This is a genomic window from Adhaeribacter radiodurans (assembly GCF_014075995.1).
GTDB lineage: Bacteria > Bacteroidota > Bacteroidia > Cytophagales > Hymenobacteraceae > Adhaeribacter > Adhaeribacter radiodurans.
Window position 1 is genome coordinate 6,377,787 of the sequence record NZ_CP055153.1, and the last position, 16,661, is coordinate 6,394,447.

Consider the following 16,661-nt stretch of genomic DNA (forward strand, 5'->3'; position numbering starts at 1 on the left):
GAGAGGGTAACCCAACTCATACAAAAGAAGGTTAATTTCTGTTATCAATAGCGGCATCAGCTTCTCTGGCTTCTTCTTTTATTTTAGCTTTGGCATTGCGTGCACCTTCTTTTATTTCGGCACCTGCTTCTTTAGCTTCTTGCTTAATTTCCTGACCAGCATCATTTAATTTATCGCCGGTCTTCTGGCCTGCTTCTTTTAAATCGCTACCCGCTTCGTTAGCAGCAGCTTTGGTTTGATTAGCAGCATTTTCGGCCTGGTCTTCTATATTATCACCGGTTTCTTTGGTGTCCCCTTCCACCGAAGCATTATTAGCATCTTCGGCATCGGTGGCACTTGGGTTTTCCTGTTCTATTACTTCTTCGGTGTTCTCGGCAGCGCTATCGGGCCGTTTAGAGTCGCAGGAAATAAATAAAAAGGCCATAGAACAAGCAATAAGAGTATTTTTACCTAGATTTTTCATTTACAAAGAGCTTTAATTCAACATTATTTAGATGAGTATACGAATTTACCACAACGAGTTGCCTAAGTTTTAGGGTTTGTTAGCCTAAACGGAATGATGAACTGGTCAAATGGGCTGAATAATTACTAAAAAGAGTACAAATGCATATAGCACTAACTCTATTTACCGTAAGTCGTTTTTATGAGAGTAAAGTTTACTGGAATGGCTGAAGCAAAACTGCTGCATATTTTCTTAATCCGGCACCAACGACCAGTTGTGTCGAAGCAGGGTTGGTTTAACCGAGAACAGGCAAGTCAGTTTTTAATGGAATACGATGCTTGTGCTATTGAAGAACTCGTAACGAAACCCGCTGGCTTACCAACCGAACAAATTACCAAGGTATATTGCAGCAGCTTGCCTCGGGCTAAGCAAACGGCCCAAGCTATTTTTGGTCCGGAGATAACTTTAATCGAAGATCCGATTTTTAATGAATTTCAGCGGCAAGCGTTTTCAATACCATATTTAAAATTTCCGATTAAATTCTGGCTAATTGGGGCGCGGGCACTCTGGTTACTTGGTATAAACACCAATGGTCTTGAAAATTTCCGGCAAGCCAGAATTCGGGCACATAAAGCAGCGCAGCAATTAGTTAAACAGGCCGAAAGGGATGGTAAAGTAGTATTAGTAGCGCATGGGTTCTTAAATATTTTTATCCGTAGAGCTTTGCGTAAGATGGGATGGCACATAGTCCGTTACGACGGAGGCGGATTTCTGGGAGTCTCTGAATTAGTAAAGAAAGCCGAAAAATAGGTTGTCTATTTTACGTTCTAGGCTGTTGGTTAGCATCCGATAGTATTTAGCAAGTACAACAAGATAAAAGCCGAAGGAAATAATTTTAAGTCTTACTACCTACGTCTATTTAACTCCGCGAAACTTTGCCTTTTAAATCCCAGTGGCTCGATGCAATCTGATCGGAGTTAGGTAAGCGTTTTATGGTGCGGACGTAACGTTCGCCGGTAATAGCGCCATCGGGGCGGCGCTTGCCAATAAACAGAGTTATGGGTTCGCCTAATTCGTTGGTAATAAAGGTTAAATCCAGGCCCTGGTACGTATCATCCAGGCGGCTGCTCGGGGCGAATCGCTTGTTTAGTTTTTCGGCCAGTTTTTTATTTAACGGCATGTAAAAAGTAATTTTATTTAGGTGCGCAAGATTCCAGGCAAGATTCAGGGTTGGGTATAATCCTGAAAAATAAGCAAAGCCTCTTCGTCCGAAGCTTCTACCACTTCATCAATTACAGACTGAATTTCTTCTTCGGTCCAATTAGCTTTTTCAGCAGCTTTTACAAATACGCCCAAAGTTTCGAACTTGCTGGCTTCTACGGGTAAAACAGCTTTTACTTTTTTGCGGATGCGCATACTTTCAGATACCTAAAAAATAAAAAAATGCCTAAATAATAAGTTTACGCAAGCTTTATGTAACAGTTTGTAAGAAACGCTCCGCAGAAATAAATTTAAGGAAACGGAACTCTGCCCTACTACAAACAGATAAAGTTCTTCATTAAAACTTGTCAATCTTCACAACAAATTAATTAAATTTTCTTTTTAATAAATGTATTCATTTTCCGGGATGCAAAATAGCAACAGTTAAACAGATAGATGTAGAAATTTCATTTTTCGGTTATAGTATATTTTGAATTAGAGTGCTTTAGAAGCTTTTTTTATATATTTTTATTCTATATTGATATGATAGGATTAAATATCAGGCAAACAGAAAATAAAGGAAAATTTATTCAATAAGGATTTTATTTTGAAAAAATTTCATAAAATCACGAACAATTTTGTGTTTTATTTTTTATTATATTCACAAGAGTAACTCGCTTACAATAAACAAGTTTGCTTCTCAAATAAAATATTTAACTTTGCCGGAGAAAAATAATAATATTTACTAATATTATTATATATGAATACTAAAATACCTATTGGGCCGTTATACATAGTAAGCTAAAAAGCAGTTATTAATTTTAATTTGATTTAAATATAATAAAAGGCAGATAGCACTTTAGTAACTTATTAATTAGTTACAAAAACGTTTAAGTACTTAGCAAACAGGATGGCCAAGTTCACTGATAAATTTTTTCTGCAATCTATCCGCCGGAAAGTAATTGCGGCCTTTTTGATAGGAGCCATTGCTATTGGACTAGCCTGGATCGTAACTAAGGTCGGCTTTGAGGAAATGCTTTCCACGGTAAATAGATTATCTACTCCCAACGAAAAGTTAAAAGTAGTAAATACACTTTTCCGCTCAATCACCCAACTCGACCAATTGCAACGGGTTCAGGCTATTAAAAATCCAGATAAACCTTATGCCGAATTTAAAAAGGGCTCAGAATACTTAGTAAAAACCTTAGATACTTTACGGGTCCTGAGCGCAAATAACCCTTTGCAAGTGCAGCGGCTAGATTCCATGACAACTATTCTGCGGTCACGCGATAAGCTTTTCTTAAGTTACCTGAAGCTACGGAAAGATTTAGTTCATAACGAGGCCCTTTCTAAACGAATTCATGCGGTTTCTAATTACATTGCTAAAAACAATAAACCCAAAATAGATACCAGCATTGTTATTACCAACCAACGCTATGTAACTACTACTACCCTGCCCAACGCCGATACGCTGCAGATTGTAGTTAAGAAAAAGCCTAAAAAATCTTTTCTCAGTCGCTTGTTTAGAGGCCGCAAAGAAGAACCAGCATTACCAGCCCTGAAACAAGTAGAAGAAGAACTAAAAATACAGGTAGATACCCTGGCCGTAGCCAAACAAGATAGTTCCATCTGGAAGATTCAGAAAATGATGCGGCGCATGGAGCGGGAGCAACACCAACGCACCACCAAGCTGCTGAATCGCGAGTTGGCTTTAATCCACACCAACAATCAATTGCATACCCAGTTGCTAGCTATCCTGCACGTAATAGAAGCCGAAGAAATTCACCTAGATAGGCAAAACAGCCAGCAAGCCACCGAAGTAGTACGGGCCAGCATTAGCCGGATGAATGGAATTATGGTTATTTTCTTTTCGGTAGCAGCTTTTCTGGCTTATTTAATTTTAATCGATATCTCACGCAGTCATAAATACCGGAAGCAGTTAATAGCCGCCAAAGAAGAAGCCGAGCACCTGGGCCAGGTAAAGCAACGTTTTCTGGCCAACATGAGCCACGAAATCCGGACACCGTTACAAGCTATTATTGGTTTTGCCGAACAAGTATACCAACAGCCACAACCTAAACGGGAGGCGCTCGAAGCTATTTACCGGTCGGCCGAGCATTTATTGCAAATTGTAAACGAAGTGCTCGACTACAGCCGTATTACTTCGGGTAAGTTTACGTTTGAACAACAGCCATTTAATGTACAGCAACTTGTTTCGGGGGTAATAGAAACCATGCGTTTACCGGCCGAACAAAAAGAATTAGCGCTGGTTCTGGAAAGTACTATTCCTAATACCTTGTTTGTTTCGGGTGATGCATTCCGGTTGCGGCAAGTACTTTATAACTTATTAGGCAACGCTATTAAATTTACGCATCAGGGGCAGGTTACATTGCAAGTGAATTGTACGCGAACCCACGAAGCCTTTGAAATTACTTTTGCCGTTATGGATACAGGTATTGGTATTCCGGCTTCAGAATTAGAACGTATTTTTTACTTATTTGAGCAGGTAGATGCTTCGGTGGTGCGCACGCACGGCGGTACTGGTTTGGGGTTAAGTATTGCTAAAACCTTGGTAGAAGGCCAGAACGGAATAATTGAGGTGAGCAGTGAACCGGGGCTAGGTTCTTGTTTTGTGGTAAGATTGCCTTTCTTGCCGGCTCTCGCGCCAGTTCCGGAACCAGCCACTTTAACTGCCAGTAACCAAGCCATTAAAACAATTACTTCGGGTAAGCCCAATGGTAAAGTACTGGTAGTAGATGATGATGCCTTTATTTTGCGCTTATGCGAGACTATCCTGAACAAATACGGTATCATAAATACTTGTACTTCCGATGCCCAGGCCGTTCTGCGCGAAGCCTGGGATCCAAACATTAAATTGGTCTTATTAGATATCCGGATGCCGGAAATAAACGGTTTGGAGTTATGCCGCGCTCTGCGCAAAAAGCTGGGAAAAGAGATTAAAGTAGTGGCACTTACCGCTCAAGCTTTGCCGGAAGAACGCGAAATAATTCTAGCCGAAGGCTTTGATGGAATTCTAATGAAACCTTTCCGCGAGCACGAATTACTCACCTGGCTACACTCCCAAAATATAACCGGAGCTATTAATCCTAATCTGCCAACTACTTCCTTATCAGAACCCGATTTATCTATGTTGATTAAAATAACAGGTAGCGATGAAGAACAACTACGGCTTATTCTGAATCAGTTTATCTTAGATACCCAGCTAGATTTAGAAAAATTAAATGATTATTCAATAGAATGTTTGCCGAAGCAGACCCGAGAAATAGTGCATCGCTTAGCTGGCCGTATTGGACAAGTAGGCACGAAAGAACTGGCATCTCGGCTCCGTAAAATAGAAACGGCCTTAAACCAACAGCAACCTCTCGAAACCATGTTACCAGAACTAGAAAATTTGCAAAAAGAAATAAAAGAACTGGTAAAGAAAGTTCACCTGAAAGTGAAAAGTTTAGAAGAAATATTGGTTAAGTAACGGCTTCAAAAAACAAGCGGCCCTGCGTTTAGTTAGTTAAATGCAGGGCCGCTTGTTTTTTAAATTTACTTTTTTGTCTTGTGGTTGGTGGCTGGCATTAACAAAGTAGAATAACTTTAGTACTTGCATTCAATAGTAAATCTTCAAAAATTGCAGGGAAGTTGTAGTGGGAGTACCTTCTTAAATTAGAACTAATTCCTGCAATTTTTTCTAAGCTTCTAAATTATACTTAGCTAGTTTCAAATAAAGGGTTTTCCGGTCGATGTTTAAAAGACGGGCCGCTTTCGACTTATTAAATTTTACTTCCTGTAAGGTTTTATAAATGAGTTCCCGTTCGTTCGCTTCTTGTAGTGCTTTTAAGTCCGGTCCTTCTGTTTTGGGCGCTTCGTTAATGGTTTGCACCATCTCCTCGGGCAACGTTTCTACACCGGCTACTTCTCCCGATGATAGCAGTACAGCTCGCTTTACCACATTTTTTAATTCGCGCAGGTTGCCCGGCCAATGGTACTCCCGTAAAATGGCCATTACTTCCGGAGAAAAAGCTTTTACATTGCGGGTAAGTTCCTGGTTAGCCAGTGCCACAAAATGAGCAACAAATTCTTCCAGATCGTTTTCGCGGTTGCGTAAAGCGGGTACTTTAATAATAAATTCGTTCAAACGATGGTACAAATCTTCCCGAAAATCTCCGTTTTTCACGCTGTTTACCAGATCATCGTTGGTAGCCGTAATTACCCGTACATCAATGGCAATTTGTTTATTACTGCCCAGGGGCTGAATAGTACGTTCCTGTAAGGCTCGCAATAACTTCACCTGAATATCGTACGAGAGGTTTCCTACTTCATCCAGAAAAATAGTGCCTCCCTGTGCCATCTCAAAAACGCCTTGCTTATCGTTGGTGGCGCCGGTAAAAGCCCCTTTTACGTGCCCGAAAAGTTCGCTATTCGCTATTTCGCCGGAAATGGCACCGCAGTCGACGGCTACAAAGGGAGCTTCTTCGCGCTTGCTTAAACGGTGAATGGTACGAGCCACGTATTCTTTACCAGTTCCACTTTCGCCCTGCACAATCACCGACATATCCGTAGGTGCTACTAACTGAATAAAATCGTGCAGTTGGCGCGAAGCATAACTGTGGCCCGAGATAAAAAGAGGCGTATCGGTGGGGTGATCTTTATCTTTTTCTTTGTCGGAGGGTAATACTTCTTTTATTACCATCAATAATTCGTCGGGGTTAACCGGTTTGGTAATATAATCAACAGCACCCAGACGCATCGCCCTAACTGCCGTACCTACATCCTGAAAACTGGTCATCATAATACCCGGAACGGGAGTAGACATGCTTCGGATATTTTCTAGTATTTCAAAGCCGGTGCCGTCTGGTAACCGGTAATCCATTAAAACTAATTGGTAGGTCTGGCCGCTTAGTAGCTTTATGCCATCTTTTACCCGGTGAGCAACGTTTACTTCAAATCCCTGCTTTTTTAAAAAACCTTCCAGTATTAGCGCAAAGGTTAAATCGTCTTCTATCACTAATATTTTTTCCATACCTTATCGTACATACGTGGATGATGTAAAAATAAAAAAAAGCCGGGTAATTCCCGGCTTTTCTTTCTGGTTGTAATAAGGTAGGCTTGTTTTAAAGCAGAGATTATTTTACTGGCTTACCATCTTTACCAATTTTAACGGTTCCAACTTGGTTAGCTTGTTTTAATTCAATAGAATAATACTCTTTTCCAGTGGTGGCATCTTTCACTAATTGAGCAGAAGATGGAGTCCAAGTTTTTAATTTTTCGCTGGCAAGAGTAGCTTTTACAGGGGCAGGCAGTTCTTCTAAGGCTACTGTAGTTCCGGCAGCAGCGGCATCAGCAGTAGCAGCCGTTCCGGTTGCGGAAGTACCTGTAGCAGTGGTGCCAGGGGCAGCAGTACTTGCAGCCGCAGCCGCTCCAGTGCTGGTAGCGTCTGTTTGAGTAGCAGTACCAGTGCTAGTAGATGTTTCAGCCTGCGTTCCGCTTGCAGCTCCTGCTTGCGTTCCAGATTGAGTAGTACCTTGTGTAGCACCTTGGGTAGTGGTTTGATCTTGAGTAGTAGACTGACCACCAGTAGTAGTTTGTGCTTGAGCAGATACAGCGCCTAATAGAAACAGGGAAAAAGCGGATACAACAATTTTCTTCATAATACTAATTTTATCTATTTAACATCAATTGGTTACTTATATTATATTCGAAAGCTATGCCAAAAACCAGAAATAATTGTAATTAACTAGTATACAAGTAGTTTTAAGCAAATGAGAAAAACCTCTAAATTTGAAAGTGTGGAAAAATTCTACATTCTGAGAAGCTTAATTGGGGAATAAAGTCGCTTTTTGCCACATATTTATTATTATAGCGCCGCATCCTCGAAGTAATGGTATTGTATTTTGGTAAATATAGAAGGGCAGATTAAGTTTAAGTTAAATAAAGCGATGTGGTTTTTGCTTTTTATCTATACTAATTACCTTGGGAATAAATAAGATAAAAAAATGAAACCAAGTATTATAATGAATTCTGCCGCGGATCCCGAATTGGGGTTGATCCAAAGCTTAAAGTTGCAAAGCTTAAAACAGCATACTTTTTCCCAAAATTCTTCGCTGCTTGCCTCCGGCTTATTTTATCAACTGAACAAAGAAGATGAGTTAGAGAAAATCATGTACCAGGACGATTTTAATGATTTAGAGGAAGATGATGAATTTTATCCGGAAGAAGAAAGTAATCGAGATAACTATGATGAGGATTTTGAGTTTGATTACCACCGTTACAAATAACGAGCTTAAAATAGAAAAGGCTTACCAGATTAAGAACCAGATGATTCTTAATTTAGTAAGCCTTTTTACTTATGAACAGTACTTAACCTGGACTATCGCTTCGTCAGGTATTTGCTGGATAAGCAGTCCGGGAAATAGTAAATATTTAAAAAATCGGTTTATCAACTTCTACAGCGCGCAAAACTGAATTTTTAAATTTTTTGCTTTCCGTAAGGTGAATAGCAAGGGTTTACTTAAATTTCCCTTTCAGCATGGCTAGTTTCGCCTGAAAATCATTTTGGGGTTCTTCTTCCCGTTTGTTGCGATCACCTTTTTTACCGTTTCCGGCACCACCGCCGGCTGGTTTAGCGGCCATGGGTTCAGTTTTTAACGACAGAGAAATCCGTTTGCGGGCCGCATCTACTTCCAGCACGGTAACTTCCACCCGCTGACCTACCTTTACTACTTCGTGCGGATTGCTTATAAAACGATCCGATAAATGACTCACGTGCACTAAACCATCCTGGTGTACTCCAATATCCACGAAAGCGCCAAAAGCCGTTACGTTAGTAATAATGCCGGGTAATTTCATGCCGGTCCGTAAATCGTTTATTTCGTTTACGCCTTCGGTAAACGAGAACGCCTCGAAACTTTCGCGGGGGTCGCGGCCGGGTTTAGCTAACTCGCTCATAATATCCTGGAGCGTAGGCAAACCAACGGTATCGGTTACGTAATTTTTTAAATTTATTTGTTTGCGGAGTTCCGGCTTTTTCATCAGGTCGGTAACTGTAGCGCCTAAGTCTTTCGCCATGCGTTCCACCAGTTCGTAACGTTCCGGGTGAACCGCGCTAGCATCTAATGGGTTTTTCGCGTGTAAAATGCGTAAGAAACCGGCCGCTTGTTCAAACGCTTTATCGCCTAAACGCGGTACTTTTCTCAGTTCGGCGCGGGTGCGGAACGGACCATTCTGGTTGCGGTATTCCACAATGTTCTGGGCCAGGCTGGGTCCTAAACCGGATACGTAGGTTAATAATTGCTTGCTGGCGGTGTTTACTTCTACACCCACAGCGTTTACCGAACTCATGACCACATCGTCCAGGGAGTGTTTTAAGGCAAACTGGTCTACGTCGTGCTGGTACTGACCCACGCCAATACTTTTCGGGTCGAGTTTTACCAGTTCTGCAAGTGGGTCCATGAGCCGGCGACCAATGGAAACGGCACCGCGTACGGTAACATCATGATCCGGAAACTCTTCGCGGGCTACATCCGAAGCGGAGTAAATAGAGGCGCCGCTTTCGTTTACCATTACTACCGCAATAGTATTAGGTAAGCCCAAGCCACGCACAAAAGTTTCGGTTTCGCGGCTGGCGGTACCGTTACCAATGGCAATGGCTTCTACTTCGTATTTCGAGGCTAAATATTTAACAGTACTCGCGGCTTCCTGGGCCTGGCGGGCGCCGGTGTGCGGATACACGTTTTCGTTGTGCAGTAATTTGCCTTGCTTATCCAGTACTACCAGTTTACAGCCGGTCCGAAAGCCGGGATCCAGAGTCAAAACGGTTTTTTGACCCAGTGGCGCGGAAAGCAATAATTGGCGCAAATTATCAGCAAATACCCGAATGGCTTCCTCGTCGGCGCGCTTCTTCGACAGCATCCGGATTTCGGTTTCCATTGACAGTTTCAGCATGCGTTTGTAGGCGTCTTTGGTTGCTATTTTTACCTGCTGCGCTGCTTCGTTATTGCCCTTCACGAACATGTTTTCGAGCAACTCTATCGCTTCTTCTTCCTCGGGCTGGGCATTGAGCATCAAAATCATTTCGTTTTCGCCGCGGCGCATGGCCAGTACGCGGTGCGAAGGAGCTTTATCGATGGGTTCTTCCCATTCAAAATAATCTTTGTATTTCTGGCCTTCTTCTTCCTTGCCCAGCATCACGCGGCTCTTAAACACGCCTTTCTTCTCGAACAAATTCCGCATGCGGGCACGGGCATCCGGGTTTTCATTAATCCATTCGGCAATAATATCGCGGGCGCCGGCTAAGGCTTCTTCGGCATCTTTTACTTCCTTTTCTGCGCTGATATACTGAGTTGCTTCGGCGGTTACATCAAATTTTTCTTGCTCAAATAAACGCTGCGCCAATGGCTCCAGACCTTTCTCGCGGGCGATAGTAGCTTTGGTGCGGCGCTTGGGTTTGTAAGGCAAATAAATATCTTCGAGCACGGCCATGGTTTCGGCGGCATTAATCTGGGCCTCGAGTTCGGGCGTTAGTTTTTGCTGCTCTCGGATTGATTTAAGAATAGCTTCGCGGCGCTTATCCAGTGCGCGGAGTTGTTCCATGCGGTCACGGATGCCGGCTACGGCCACTTCGTCCAGAGAGCCGGTTACTTCTTTGCGGTAACGCGAAATAAAAGGTACCGTAGCGCCTTCGTCTAATAATTCTACGGTAGCTTGTACTTGCTTGATGCTGATACTCAGCTCGGTGGCAATTTTAAGGTAATTTCTAATCAATTCTTCCATACGGCACTAGGCTTCGGGTTATACAATTCAAATTTACGCCGGAAAAATCGGAAGGCAAAGCCAGGAAGGGGGTTGATGTTTAGGAAAGATTTTGGTATAGGTGGGAGTGGGTTTAGTGGAAGACGTTTGTGAAGACACAAACGTTGGCGGAGAGGATCGTAACGATGTTTGTAGAAAGTAAATTAGCAGAATATTATATTTTTTATATTTCAGATTAAGCTATAATTTGGAGGGAATTAAATTACAATTATTACAAGGATCTGTTTAAAATAGAAAATAAATTATAAAGGATGGTTGTAAATGAACAAAAACTCAGAGTAGAGCTATTGAATAAACAACCTGTTGAGCTTATTTCCATCACTAACTCATTACTTAGTTTAGGTAATCAATACCGAAGGTTTTGTTATAGCAGAGGAAATACAGGTCCTTACTATGATGTTAAGTTATATGTAGAAAAGATTGAGTCTGGGTCAATTATTACAGATTTAGTAAGTGTTTCTCCAGCAATATATTTACCTTTTTTTGAAAATATTAATAGCGTAGTCGAGTTTGGTCTTCATCTAAAAACAGCTTATAACTATTTCAGAGGTAAGTCTGAGCCTCCAGCAAAGTTTGAAAAGGTAGATTATGAAGATTTAGGTAATATTATAGAGCCAATAGCTAAAGATGTTGGTGGACAATTCAATATCATCAATTCAGGACCAGGAAGTGTATATTTTAATGTCTTCAGTACAGATTCAAGTGAAGCCAAATCTTTAAAGAAGAAAATTAATGCTGAGAAAAGAATTGTAGATAAATCTTTATCTGGAATACAGGAACAAATGCTTTTTTATTGGCATCAAGCTAATAAAGGAGCAGCTAATAAGAAAGGAGATTTAGGGATTATAGAAACTTTGTCTGATAAACCAGTAAAAGTTCTGTTTGATACCGATGCGATCAAAATGGCAATGTTAAATGGTCACCGTAATATTTTCAAATTAGCATTTATTGTAGATGTTCAGGTTCAAACTATAAATGGAGAACCCAAGATTTATAAAGTTATTCGAGTTCATGAATCATTTCTACAAAATCATTAATCGATAAAGTTAACAGCAATTAAATTGTTGTATCAGAAGTATGACTTCGCCCTCGTTTGTGTCTTCACAAACGAGCTTACAGCCGCTCCCCAATATGCGTTAAAAAGCCAAATTCATCCACGCCGGTTTCATAAAAAGAAGCAGAAGAATATTTATACTCCAGAGGAGATGCCGCTAAGAGCCATTTGCCTTGCACCGGATTGTTATGAATGTAATCTAATTTTTGAAAAATAACACTGGGCGAGTACAGGTGAATGGGCAGTGAATCACGTTGCCAGAACTGATACTTTCTAGTTTTTAAACTTACTTCAAAATACGGCAGTACTTCCGGATGAAATTTCTTTAAATCTATTAGTATTTGGTGACTGGTAAACTTCATAAAACTGGCGTGCGGTAATTCTTTGCCGTTGAGCTGCGTGAACTCCCATATCAGATGCAGGTGATTGGGCATAATTACAAATCCGTATACCATTATCTTCTTTTCCGCAGTCAGAAATTGCAAGGAGTTTACAATAAATTCTTTGTACTTATCTGGTTTAAGCAGATTTTTCCAATTAAAAGATTGTCGCGGTATAAAAGTAAATGGAGCCTAGTTCCATAGTTTGAGGATAACGGTAGAAGAAGGAAAGTGTTTGTGGCGACACAAACACCGGCAGGAAATTTAAACAAATTGGAATATTGAATTGTACGAAAACGTTTGTGAAGACACAAACGATGGCGAAAGAGTAGTTAGCAATAAGTTTATTGTTTTAGCAGATAAAGCTAATTTCATACTTATTAAAATTACGATAGCTAGTTATGAAAGCTTTTGCCAAACGACGATAATTTAGTTTATTGATGGAGGATCATTTTCTTCATCTAGGTGGTAAGCATGTTATATGGCCAAACTAGGCAATTCAGCAGAAGCAGTTACGAGTTTCACTGGAACCAGCGACAAACAACTGAACCGTTTAAAAGCCATCATCAGCGGTTCTATGGGCAATTTGGTGGAGTGGTACGATTGGTACGCGTATTCGGCATTTTCTATTTATTTCGCCCCGGTATTCTTCCTGAAAAGTGACGCAACTGCGCAGCTTTTAAACACGGCTGGTATTTTTGCGGTAGGCTTTCTCATGCGCCCTATTGGCGGGTGGTTGTTTGGTAGCTTAGCTGATAGAGCTGGGCGCAAGTTTGCCATGACGCTTTCGGTGCTGCTCATGTCGTTCGGATCCTTACTGATTGCAGTTACGCCTTCTTACCAATCAATCGGCGTATTGGCGGCAGTTTTGCTTTTATTTGCCCGTTTGCTGCAAGGTTTAAGCGTAGGAGGGGAGTACGGTACTTCGGCTACCTATTTAAGCGAAATGGCTACGGCTAATCGCCGGGGTTTTTACTCCAGCTTTCAGTACGTTACCCTTATTGGCGGACAGCTTATTGCCTTGGGTATTCAGCTAATTTTGCAGCAATTATTTTTAACAGAAGCGCAATTGCACGAGTGGGGCTGGCGTATTCCGTTTTTTATTGGGGCTGGTTTATCATTAACGGCTTTGTATTTGCGCAGCCACATGCTGGAGTCGGTGGCTTTTACTCAGGATAGAAATAATTTAGTAAAAAAGAAAAGCGGCACCATCAAACAATTGCTGCAACACCCGCGTGCCGTAGCTACCGTAGTTGGTTTAACCTTGGGTGGAACTATTGCTTTTTATACCTACACCACCTACATGCAAAAGTTTCTGGTAAACACGGTTAAGCTTACGAAAGACCAGTCTACCCTTATTACGTTTGTATCGCTGTTTATCTATGCCGCCTTGCAGCCGCTTTTTGGTTTACTTTCAGATTATATTGGGCGCAAACCTTTACTAATCGGTTTCGGCGTTTTGGGTACTTTGGCTACCGTGCCCTTATTAACAGCTTTAAGCCAGACTACCAACCAATGGCAGGCTTTCGGGCTCATTATGCTGGCTTTGCTTATTGTGAGTGGATATACGTCTATTAATGCGGTGGTAAAGGCAGAATTATTTCCCACCGAAATCCGGGCTTTGGGTGTGGGCTTTCCGTATTCTTTAACCGTGGCCATTTTTGGCGGAACCGCCGAATACGTGGCGCTCAGTTTTAAAAATGCTGGTAACGAAGGTTATTTTTACTGGTACGTTACAACCTGTATTTTTATTTCCTTGCTGGTATACATCACCATGCGCGATACCAAACACACCTCATTGATACATAAATCTTAAGGTAACCATAATTCCGACCTTGTTGCTAATTTTCATTACCCGTAAAGCTGCAAGATTTTGACAGCATCAGATTTCTAAAATGCTATTTTTTAGAAATCTGATGTTACTCAAGGTTTGTATTTATTTACTTTATTAAGCCCCGGTCATAGCTTTTGGCTAGTTTGGGTGGAATTAAATCTTTCACGTACAAGCGGGCAATAGCTTCGGCCAGGTACGGCAGCATGTCGGCGTAATTGCTTAGTACAATTATAGTCAGTTTTTGGTCGGGGAAACGCAGTACATCTCCTAAACCGGGACCACCACTATGGCCTACCATTAAATGACCTGCGTTTTCTTCGCGGGTCCAGCCCAAAATAGAAAAAGAACGCTTCTCGTTTTTAACCAACGGCATTCGGTCGGTTACTTGCGCTAAAATATCTTTCCGTATAAAAGTAGCTTTATCTAAAGCAGTAGCCCACTTTATTCCATCCGCCAGCGATAAGTATAAACCCGCTGAGGCATAAGAGGTTTGCGTGTAAATATTTTTAAAAATGAATGGCTGGTTTTTGCCTTTAGTAAAAATCTGAGATTTGTTTCGCAGGGGTTCCATTAACTGCGTAGGCACGTTACGGATTTCCTTATCAAAGCCACTATCGTTCATGTTTAAGGGTTTAAAAATTTCGTAGGCGAGTAACTGTTCTATGGGTTTGCCGCCAATTTTTTCCAGAATATGCTGCAACGCAAAGTAATCGCCGTTCATGTACGATTCCTTCGTGCCGGGAGCAAAAGTTAAGGTTGAATCTTTGAGAGAATTTACTAATTCTTCGCAAGTCTGAATTTTTTCATTGTTACCCACCGGCCAGGGAATACCCGATTCGTGCGATAGTAAATGTTTGATTTGAATGTCTTTCCAGGTAGGTGGGCTTGCAGCAATATATTTACTAATATAATCGTCGAGGCTGATTTTGTTTTCCTGAAGCCATTTTAATACTAAAGTAGAAGTAAACAGCTTGGTAACAGAAGCAATATGAAATACGGTATTTTGTGTAACGGGCTGGTTCCACTCCACATTGGCAATGCCGTAAGTGCCGGCGTGCAGAACTTTACCGTCTTTTACCACGGCTACCGCCAAGCCGGGAATTCCTACTTCTGCCATTTCTTTTTTTACAAAAGCATCAATTTCTGTTTTGGTGGGGTTGGTAGATTTTTGGGCAAAGCAAGTACAAATCAGGTAGTACAGGCAGGTTAGTAAAACAAATTTTTTCATGGTTGGATTGATAATATAAAGAGTGCTTATTAATTGGGAAGACGAAAATAAGCCCAGTATATTACCATTCTCAAGCCTAAACTGGCCGTTTTAGCCGAAGCGTACTATTTTACCCCGGGAAATGTAGCCTTAAACGGCTGCTAATTTTAGCCATTCTTTAAAAGCAGGTGCCTTAGCCCGACTAATTGTAATAACCTCCGGCAACTTGGGGCAAGGTTTTACCAAGATATTGATTTTGCCATTCTCTATCCGTTCTATCGCCTGCACCAAATTCCGGTGAATAATAAATTGCCGGTTAGCCCGGAAAAATTGGTCCGGAGGAAGTATCTGCTCGAGTTGTTCCAGCGATTTCTCAATTAAATGAGATTCTCCTTTGGTGCTGTAAATTAAAGTTAAGTCGCTGGCTATGGTACAATAACAAATATCGGCAAAACTCAGAACGGTACTTTTATTTCCTAATTTGGTTAATAAAGCAGCTTTAGGTAGCTCCAATTCGGGCTCTTGTTTTTTCTTCGCCAAAAAGGAAGACCATTGTATAAAATATAGAGTAACGTAAATGCTATTCATAACCAGCAGCCATATCTCAAAAACCCATAAATGATGCGTATATACTTCGCGGGGTACTGGTTTATTAGTTATTAAATAATTAATGCTCTCCGTAAAAAATATAAGAATAGCCAACGCCACTACCGAAGTAAGAAGTAGTTGCAGCAGAATACGGCGGATAAAATTTTGCTGGTAAGGGTATTTTTGGTCGAGGTAGTGGATAATGTACCGAACCGCCAGCCAGGCACAGGTAACTTCAAAAGAATCTAATAATAAACCGGTGAGGTACTTTTTATTCAGGTAAAATTCGCCATAAGCGATGTACAGGTTTATGACACCCATAACAATAATAAATACCGGGAAGAATACTTTATCCCGGTACTTTATCTCAAACTTATTTTCCACTTTTTGTAAGCTCTAAACTTTAGCAAAAGCACGAAACAATATTTTTCTGATTCATAAAAAATATGGCTCGCGCTTTTGAAAAATAGCAGGTTTTTAGAAAAAGACAAACTGCTTGCCGAAGATTTAATCCGGACGGAACGAAGAAAGGATTTCTCAACAGATTTGCTTTCTCGCAATGCTATCAGATTTATACCTACATAGACTTTAACGGTAAACAGAATGGTATTTGCAAAGGGCGGCCGTAGAATGGATAAACGTTATTCGGCCTATTGTTGCTATAGCCACTTACATAACTTTCAGCGCTTTGGCTGTGCATCTATTCCCGGCTCACCGGCAGAAATTAGTGACAGATGAGCAAGATTTTACCGAATTTTTGTGCAAGAAGTACGACGGTATTATTCGTTTGCTCCTTTGGTGGGAGCAATCATTCTCTTTTGTTCCCAAACGTTTCTGCAATTGGCAAGGCAGCCCTTATAGTTTTATTCCGCAGGGAAGTGGTTATTACCTTACCAGTCACCGCTGCGCCAACGGATGGATTACCATCGAAACCACGAAATTAGCTTTAAATTACCTGACCAGAGGTATTCGTTTTGAAGTACCGAAGCAGGATTTAACTTATCCTATGTCGCGCATGCCTACTTTACCCCAAAGCCGGGTTATTATGCAAGAAGTAAGAAATAATACTACTACTGTGCCTGTAGACCAGGTGGCAGTCCATCCAGAAAGTTAGTTTCTTCCTTCGGATAAGTATT

General features: G+C 41.2%; 15 protein-coding genes. 6 read left to right on the top strand and 9 right to left on the bottom strand.

The window, feature by feature from the left end; all coding sequences use genetic code 11:
- Positions 1–31 precede the first annotated feature (31 nt).
- Positions 32–463 (bottom strand): hypothetical protein, encoded by a 432-nt coding sequence (locus HUW48_RS25155; RefSeq protein WP_182413548.1) that lies wholly within the window; start codon positions 461–463, stop codon positions 32–34.
- 201 nt (positions 464–664) lie between these two features.
- On the opposite strand from HUW48_RS25155, the gene HUW48_RS25160 reads away from it, so the two are divergent.
- Positions 665–1,252 carry a histidine phosphatase family protein gene (locus HUW48_RS25160; RefSeq protein WP_182413549.1) on the top strand — a complete coding sequence of 196 codons (588 nt, stop codon included), beginning with the start codon at positions 665–667 and terminating at the stop codon, positions 1,250–1,252.
- A 109-nt stretch (positions 1,253–1,361) separates the two neighbouring features.
- On the opposite strand, the gene HUW48_RS25165 is transcribed toward HUW48_RS25160, so the two are convergent.
- Entirely contained in the window at positions 1,362–1,622 is a 261-nt protein-coding gene (locus HUW48_RS25165; RefSeq protein WP_182413550.1) for a hypothetical protein, read from the bottom strand.
- A gap of 44 nt (positions 1,623–1,666) precedes the next feature.
- Positions 1,667–1,858 carry a hypothetical protein gene (locus HUW48_RS25170; protein WP_182413551.1) on the bottom strand — a complete coding sequence of 64 codons (192 nt, stop codon included), beginning with the start codon at positions 1,856–1,858 and terminating at the stop codon, positions 1,667–1,669.
- 694 nt (positions 1,859–2,552) lie between these two features.
- Between HUW48_RS25170 and HUW48_RS25175 the strand changes: the two genes are divergently transcribed.
- On the top strand, positions 2,553–5,132 hold the full coding sequence (locus HUW48_RS25175; protein ID WP_182413552.1) for a hybrid sensor histidine kinase/response regulator: 2,580 nt from the start codon (positions 2,553–2,555) through the stop codon (positions 5,130–5,132).
- 210 nt (positions 5,133–5,342) lie between these two features.
- Here the strand turns inward: HUW48_RS25175 and HUW48_RS25180 are convergent, their stop codons facing one another.
- A complete protein-coding gene (locus HUW48_RS25180; protein ID WP_182413553.1) occupies positions 5,343–6,674 on the bottom strand; it encodes a sigma-54-dependent transcriptional regulator in 1,332 nt (443 codons plus the stop codon).
- Between the two features lie 103 nt (positions 6,675–6,777).
- Positions 6,778–7,302: a hypothetical protein gene (locus tag HUW48_RS25185; protein WP_182413554.1), complete on the bottom strand. Its 525-nt coding sequence runs from the start codon at positions 7,300–7,302 to the stop codon at positions 6,778–6,780.
- A 363-nt stretch (positions 7,303–7,665) separates the two neighbouring features.
- On the opposite strand from HUW48_RS25185, the gene HUW48_RS25190 reads away from it, so the two are divergent.
- The gene (locus tag HUW48_RS25190) at positions 7,666–7,929 is read left to right on the top strand and encodes a hypothetical protein (RefSeq protein WP_182413555.1); all 264 of its coding nucleotides are present in this window, start codon (positions 7,666–7,668) and stop codon (positions 7,927–7,929) included.
- Positions 7,930–8,158: 229 nt separating this feature from the next.
- On the opposite strand, the gene HUW48_RS25195 is transcribed toward HUW48_RS25190, so the two are convergent.
- Positions 8,159–10,423 (bottom strand): Tex family protein, encoded by a 2,265-nt coding sequence (locus HUW48_RS25195; protein WP_182413556.1) that lies wholly within the window; start codon positions 10,421–10,423, stop codon positions 8,159–8,161.
- Between the two features lie 290 nt (positions 10,424–10,713).
- On the opposite strand from HUW48_RS25195, the gene HUW48_RS25200 reads away from it, so the two are divergent.
- Positions 10,714–11,499: a hypothetical protein gene (locus HUW48_RS25200; RefSeq protein ID WP_182413557.1), complete on the top strand. Its 786-nt coding sequence runs from the start codon at positions 10,714–10,716 to the stop codon at positions 11,497–11,499.
- A gap of 76 nt (positions 11,500–11,575) precedes the next feature.
- On the opposite strand, the gene HUW48_RS25205 is transcribed toward HUW48_RS25200, so the two are convergent.
- On the bottom strand, positions 11,576–11,971 hold the full coding sequence (locus HUW48_RS25205) for a transposase (protein WP_246343618.1): 396 nt from the start codon (positions 11,969–11,971) through the stop codon (positions 11,576–11,578).
- A gap of 406 nt (positions 11,972–12,377) precedes the next feature.
- On the opposite strand from HUW48_RS25205, the gene HUW48_RS25210 reads away from it, so the two are divergent.
- Positions 12,378–13,712, top strand: a complete 1,335-nt coding sequence (locus HUW48_RS25210) for an MFS transporter (RefSeq protein ID WP_182413558.1) — start codon at positions 12,378–12,380, stop codon at positions 13,710–13,712.
- Positions 13,713–13,836: 124 nt separating this feature from the next.
- Here the strand turns inward: HUW48_RS25210 and HUW48_RS25215 are convergent, their stop codons facing one another.
- Both HUW48_RS25215 and HUW48_RS25220 read right to left on the bottom strand, forming a co-directional pair.
- A complete protein-coding gene (locus HUW48_RS25215; RefSeq protein WP_182413559.1) occupies positions 13,837–14,958 on the bottom strand; it encodes a serine hydrolase domain-containing protein in 1,122 nt (373 codons plus the stop codon).
- Positions 14,959–15,087: 129 nt separating this feature from the next.
- Complete coding sequence (locus tag HUW48_RS25220) at positions 15,088–15,909, bottom strand: LytR/AlgR family response regulator transcription factor (protein ID WP_182413560.1); 822 nt, start codon at positions 15,907–15,909, stop codon at positions 15,088–15,090.
- A 226-nt stretch (positions 15,910–16,135) separates the two neighbouring features.
- Here HUW48_RS25220 and HUW48_RS25225 point away from each other — a divergent pair, with 226 nt between their 5' ends.
- The gene (locus HUW48_RS25225; protein ID WP_182413561.1) at positions 16,136–16,639 is read left to right on the top strand and encodes a cytochrome P450 family protein; all 504 of its coding nucleotides are present in this window, start codon (positions 16,136–16,138) and stop codon (positions 16,637–16,639) included.
- Positions 16,640–16,661: the final 22 nt, after the last annotated feature.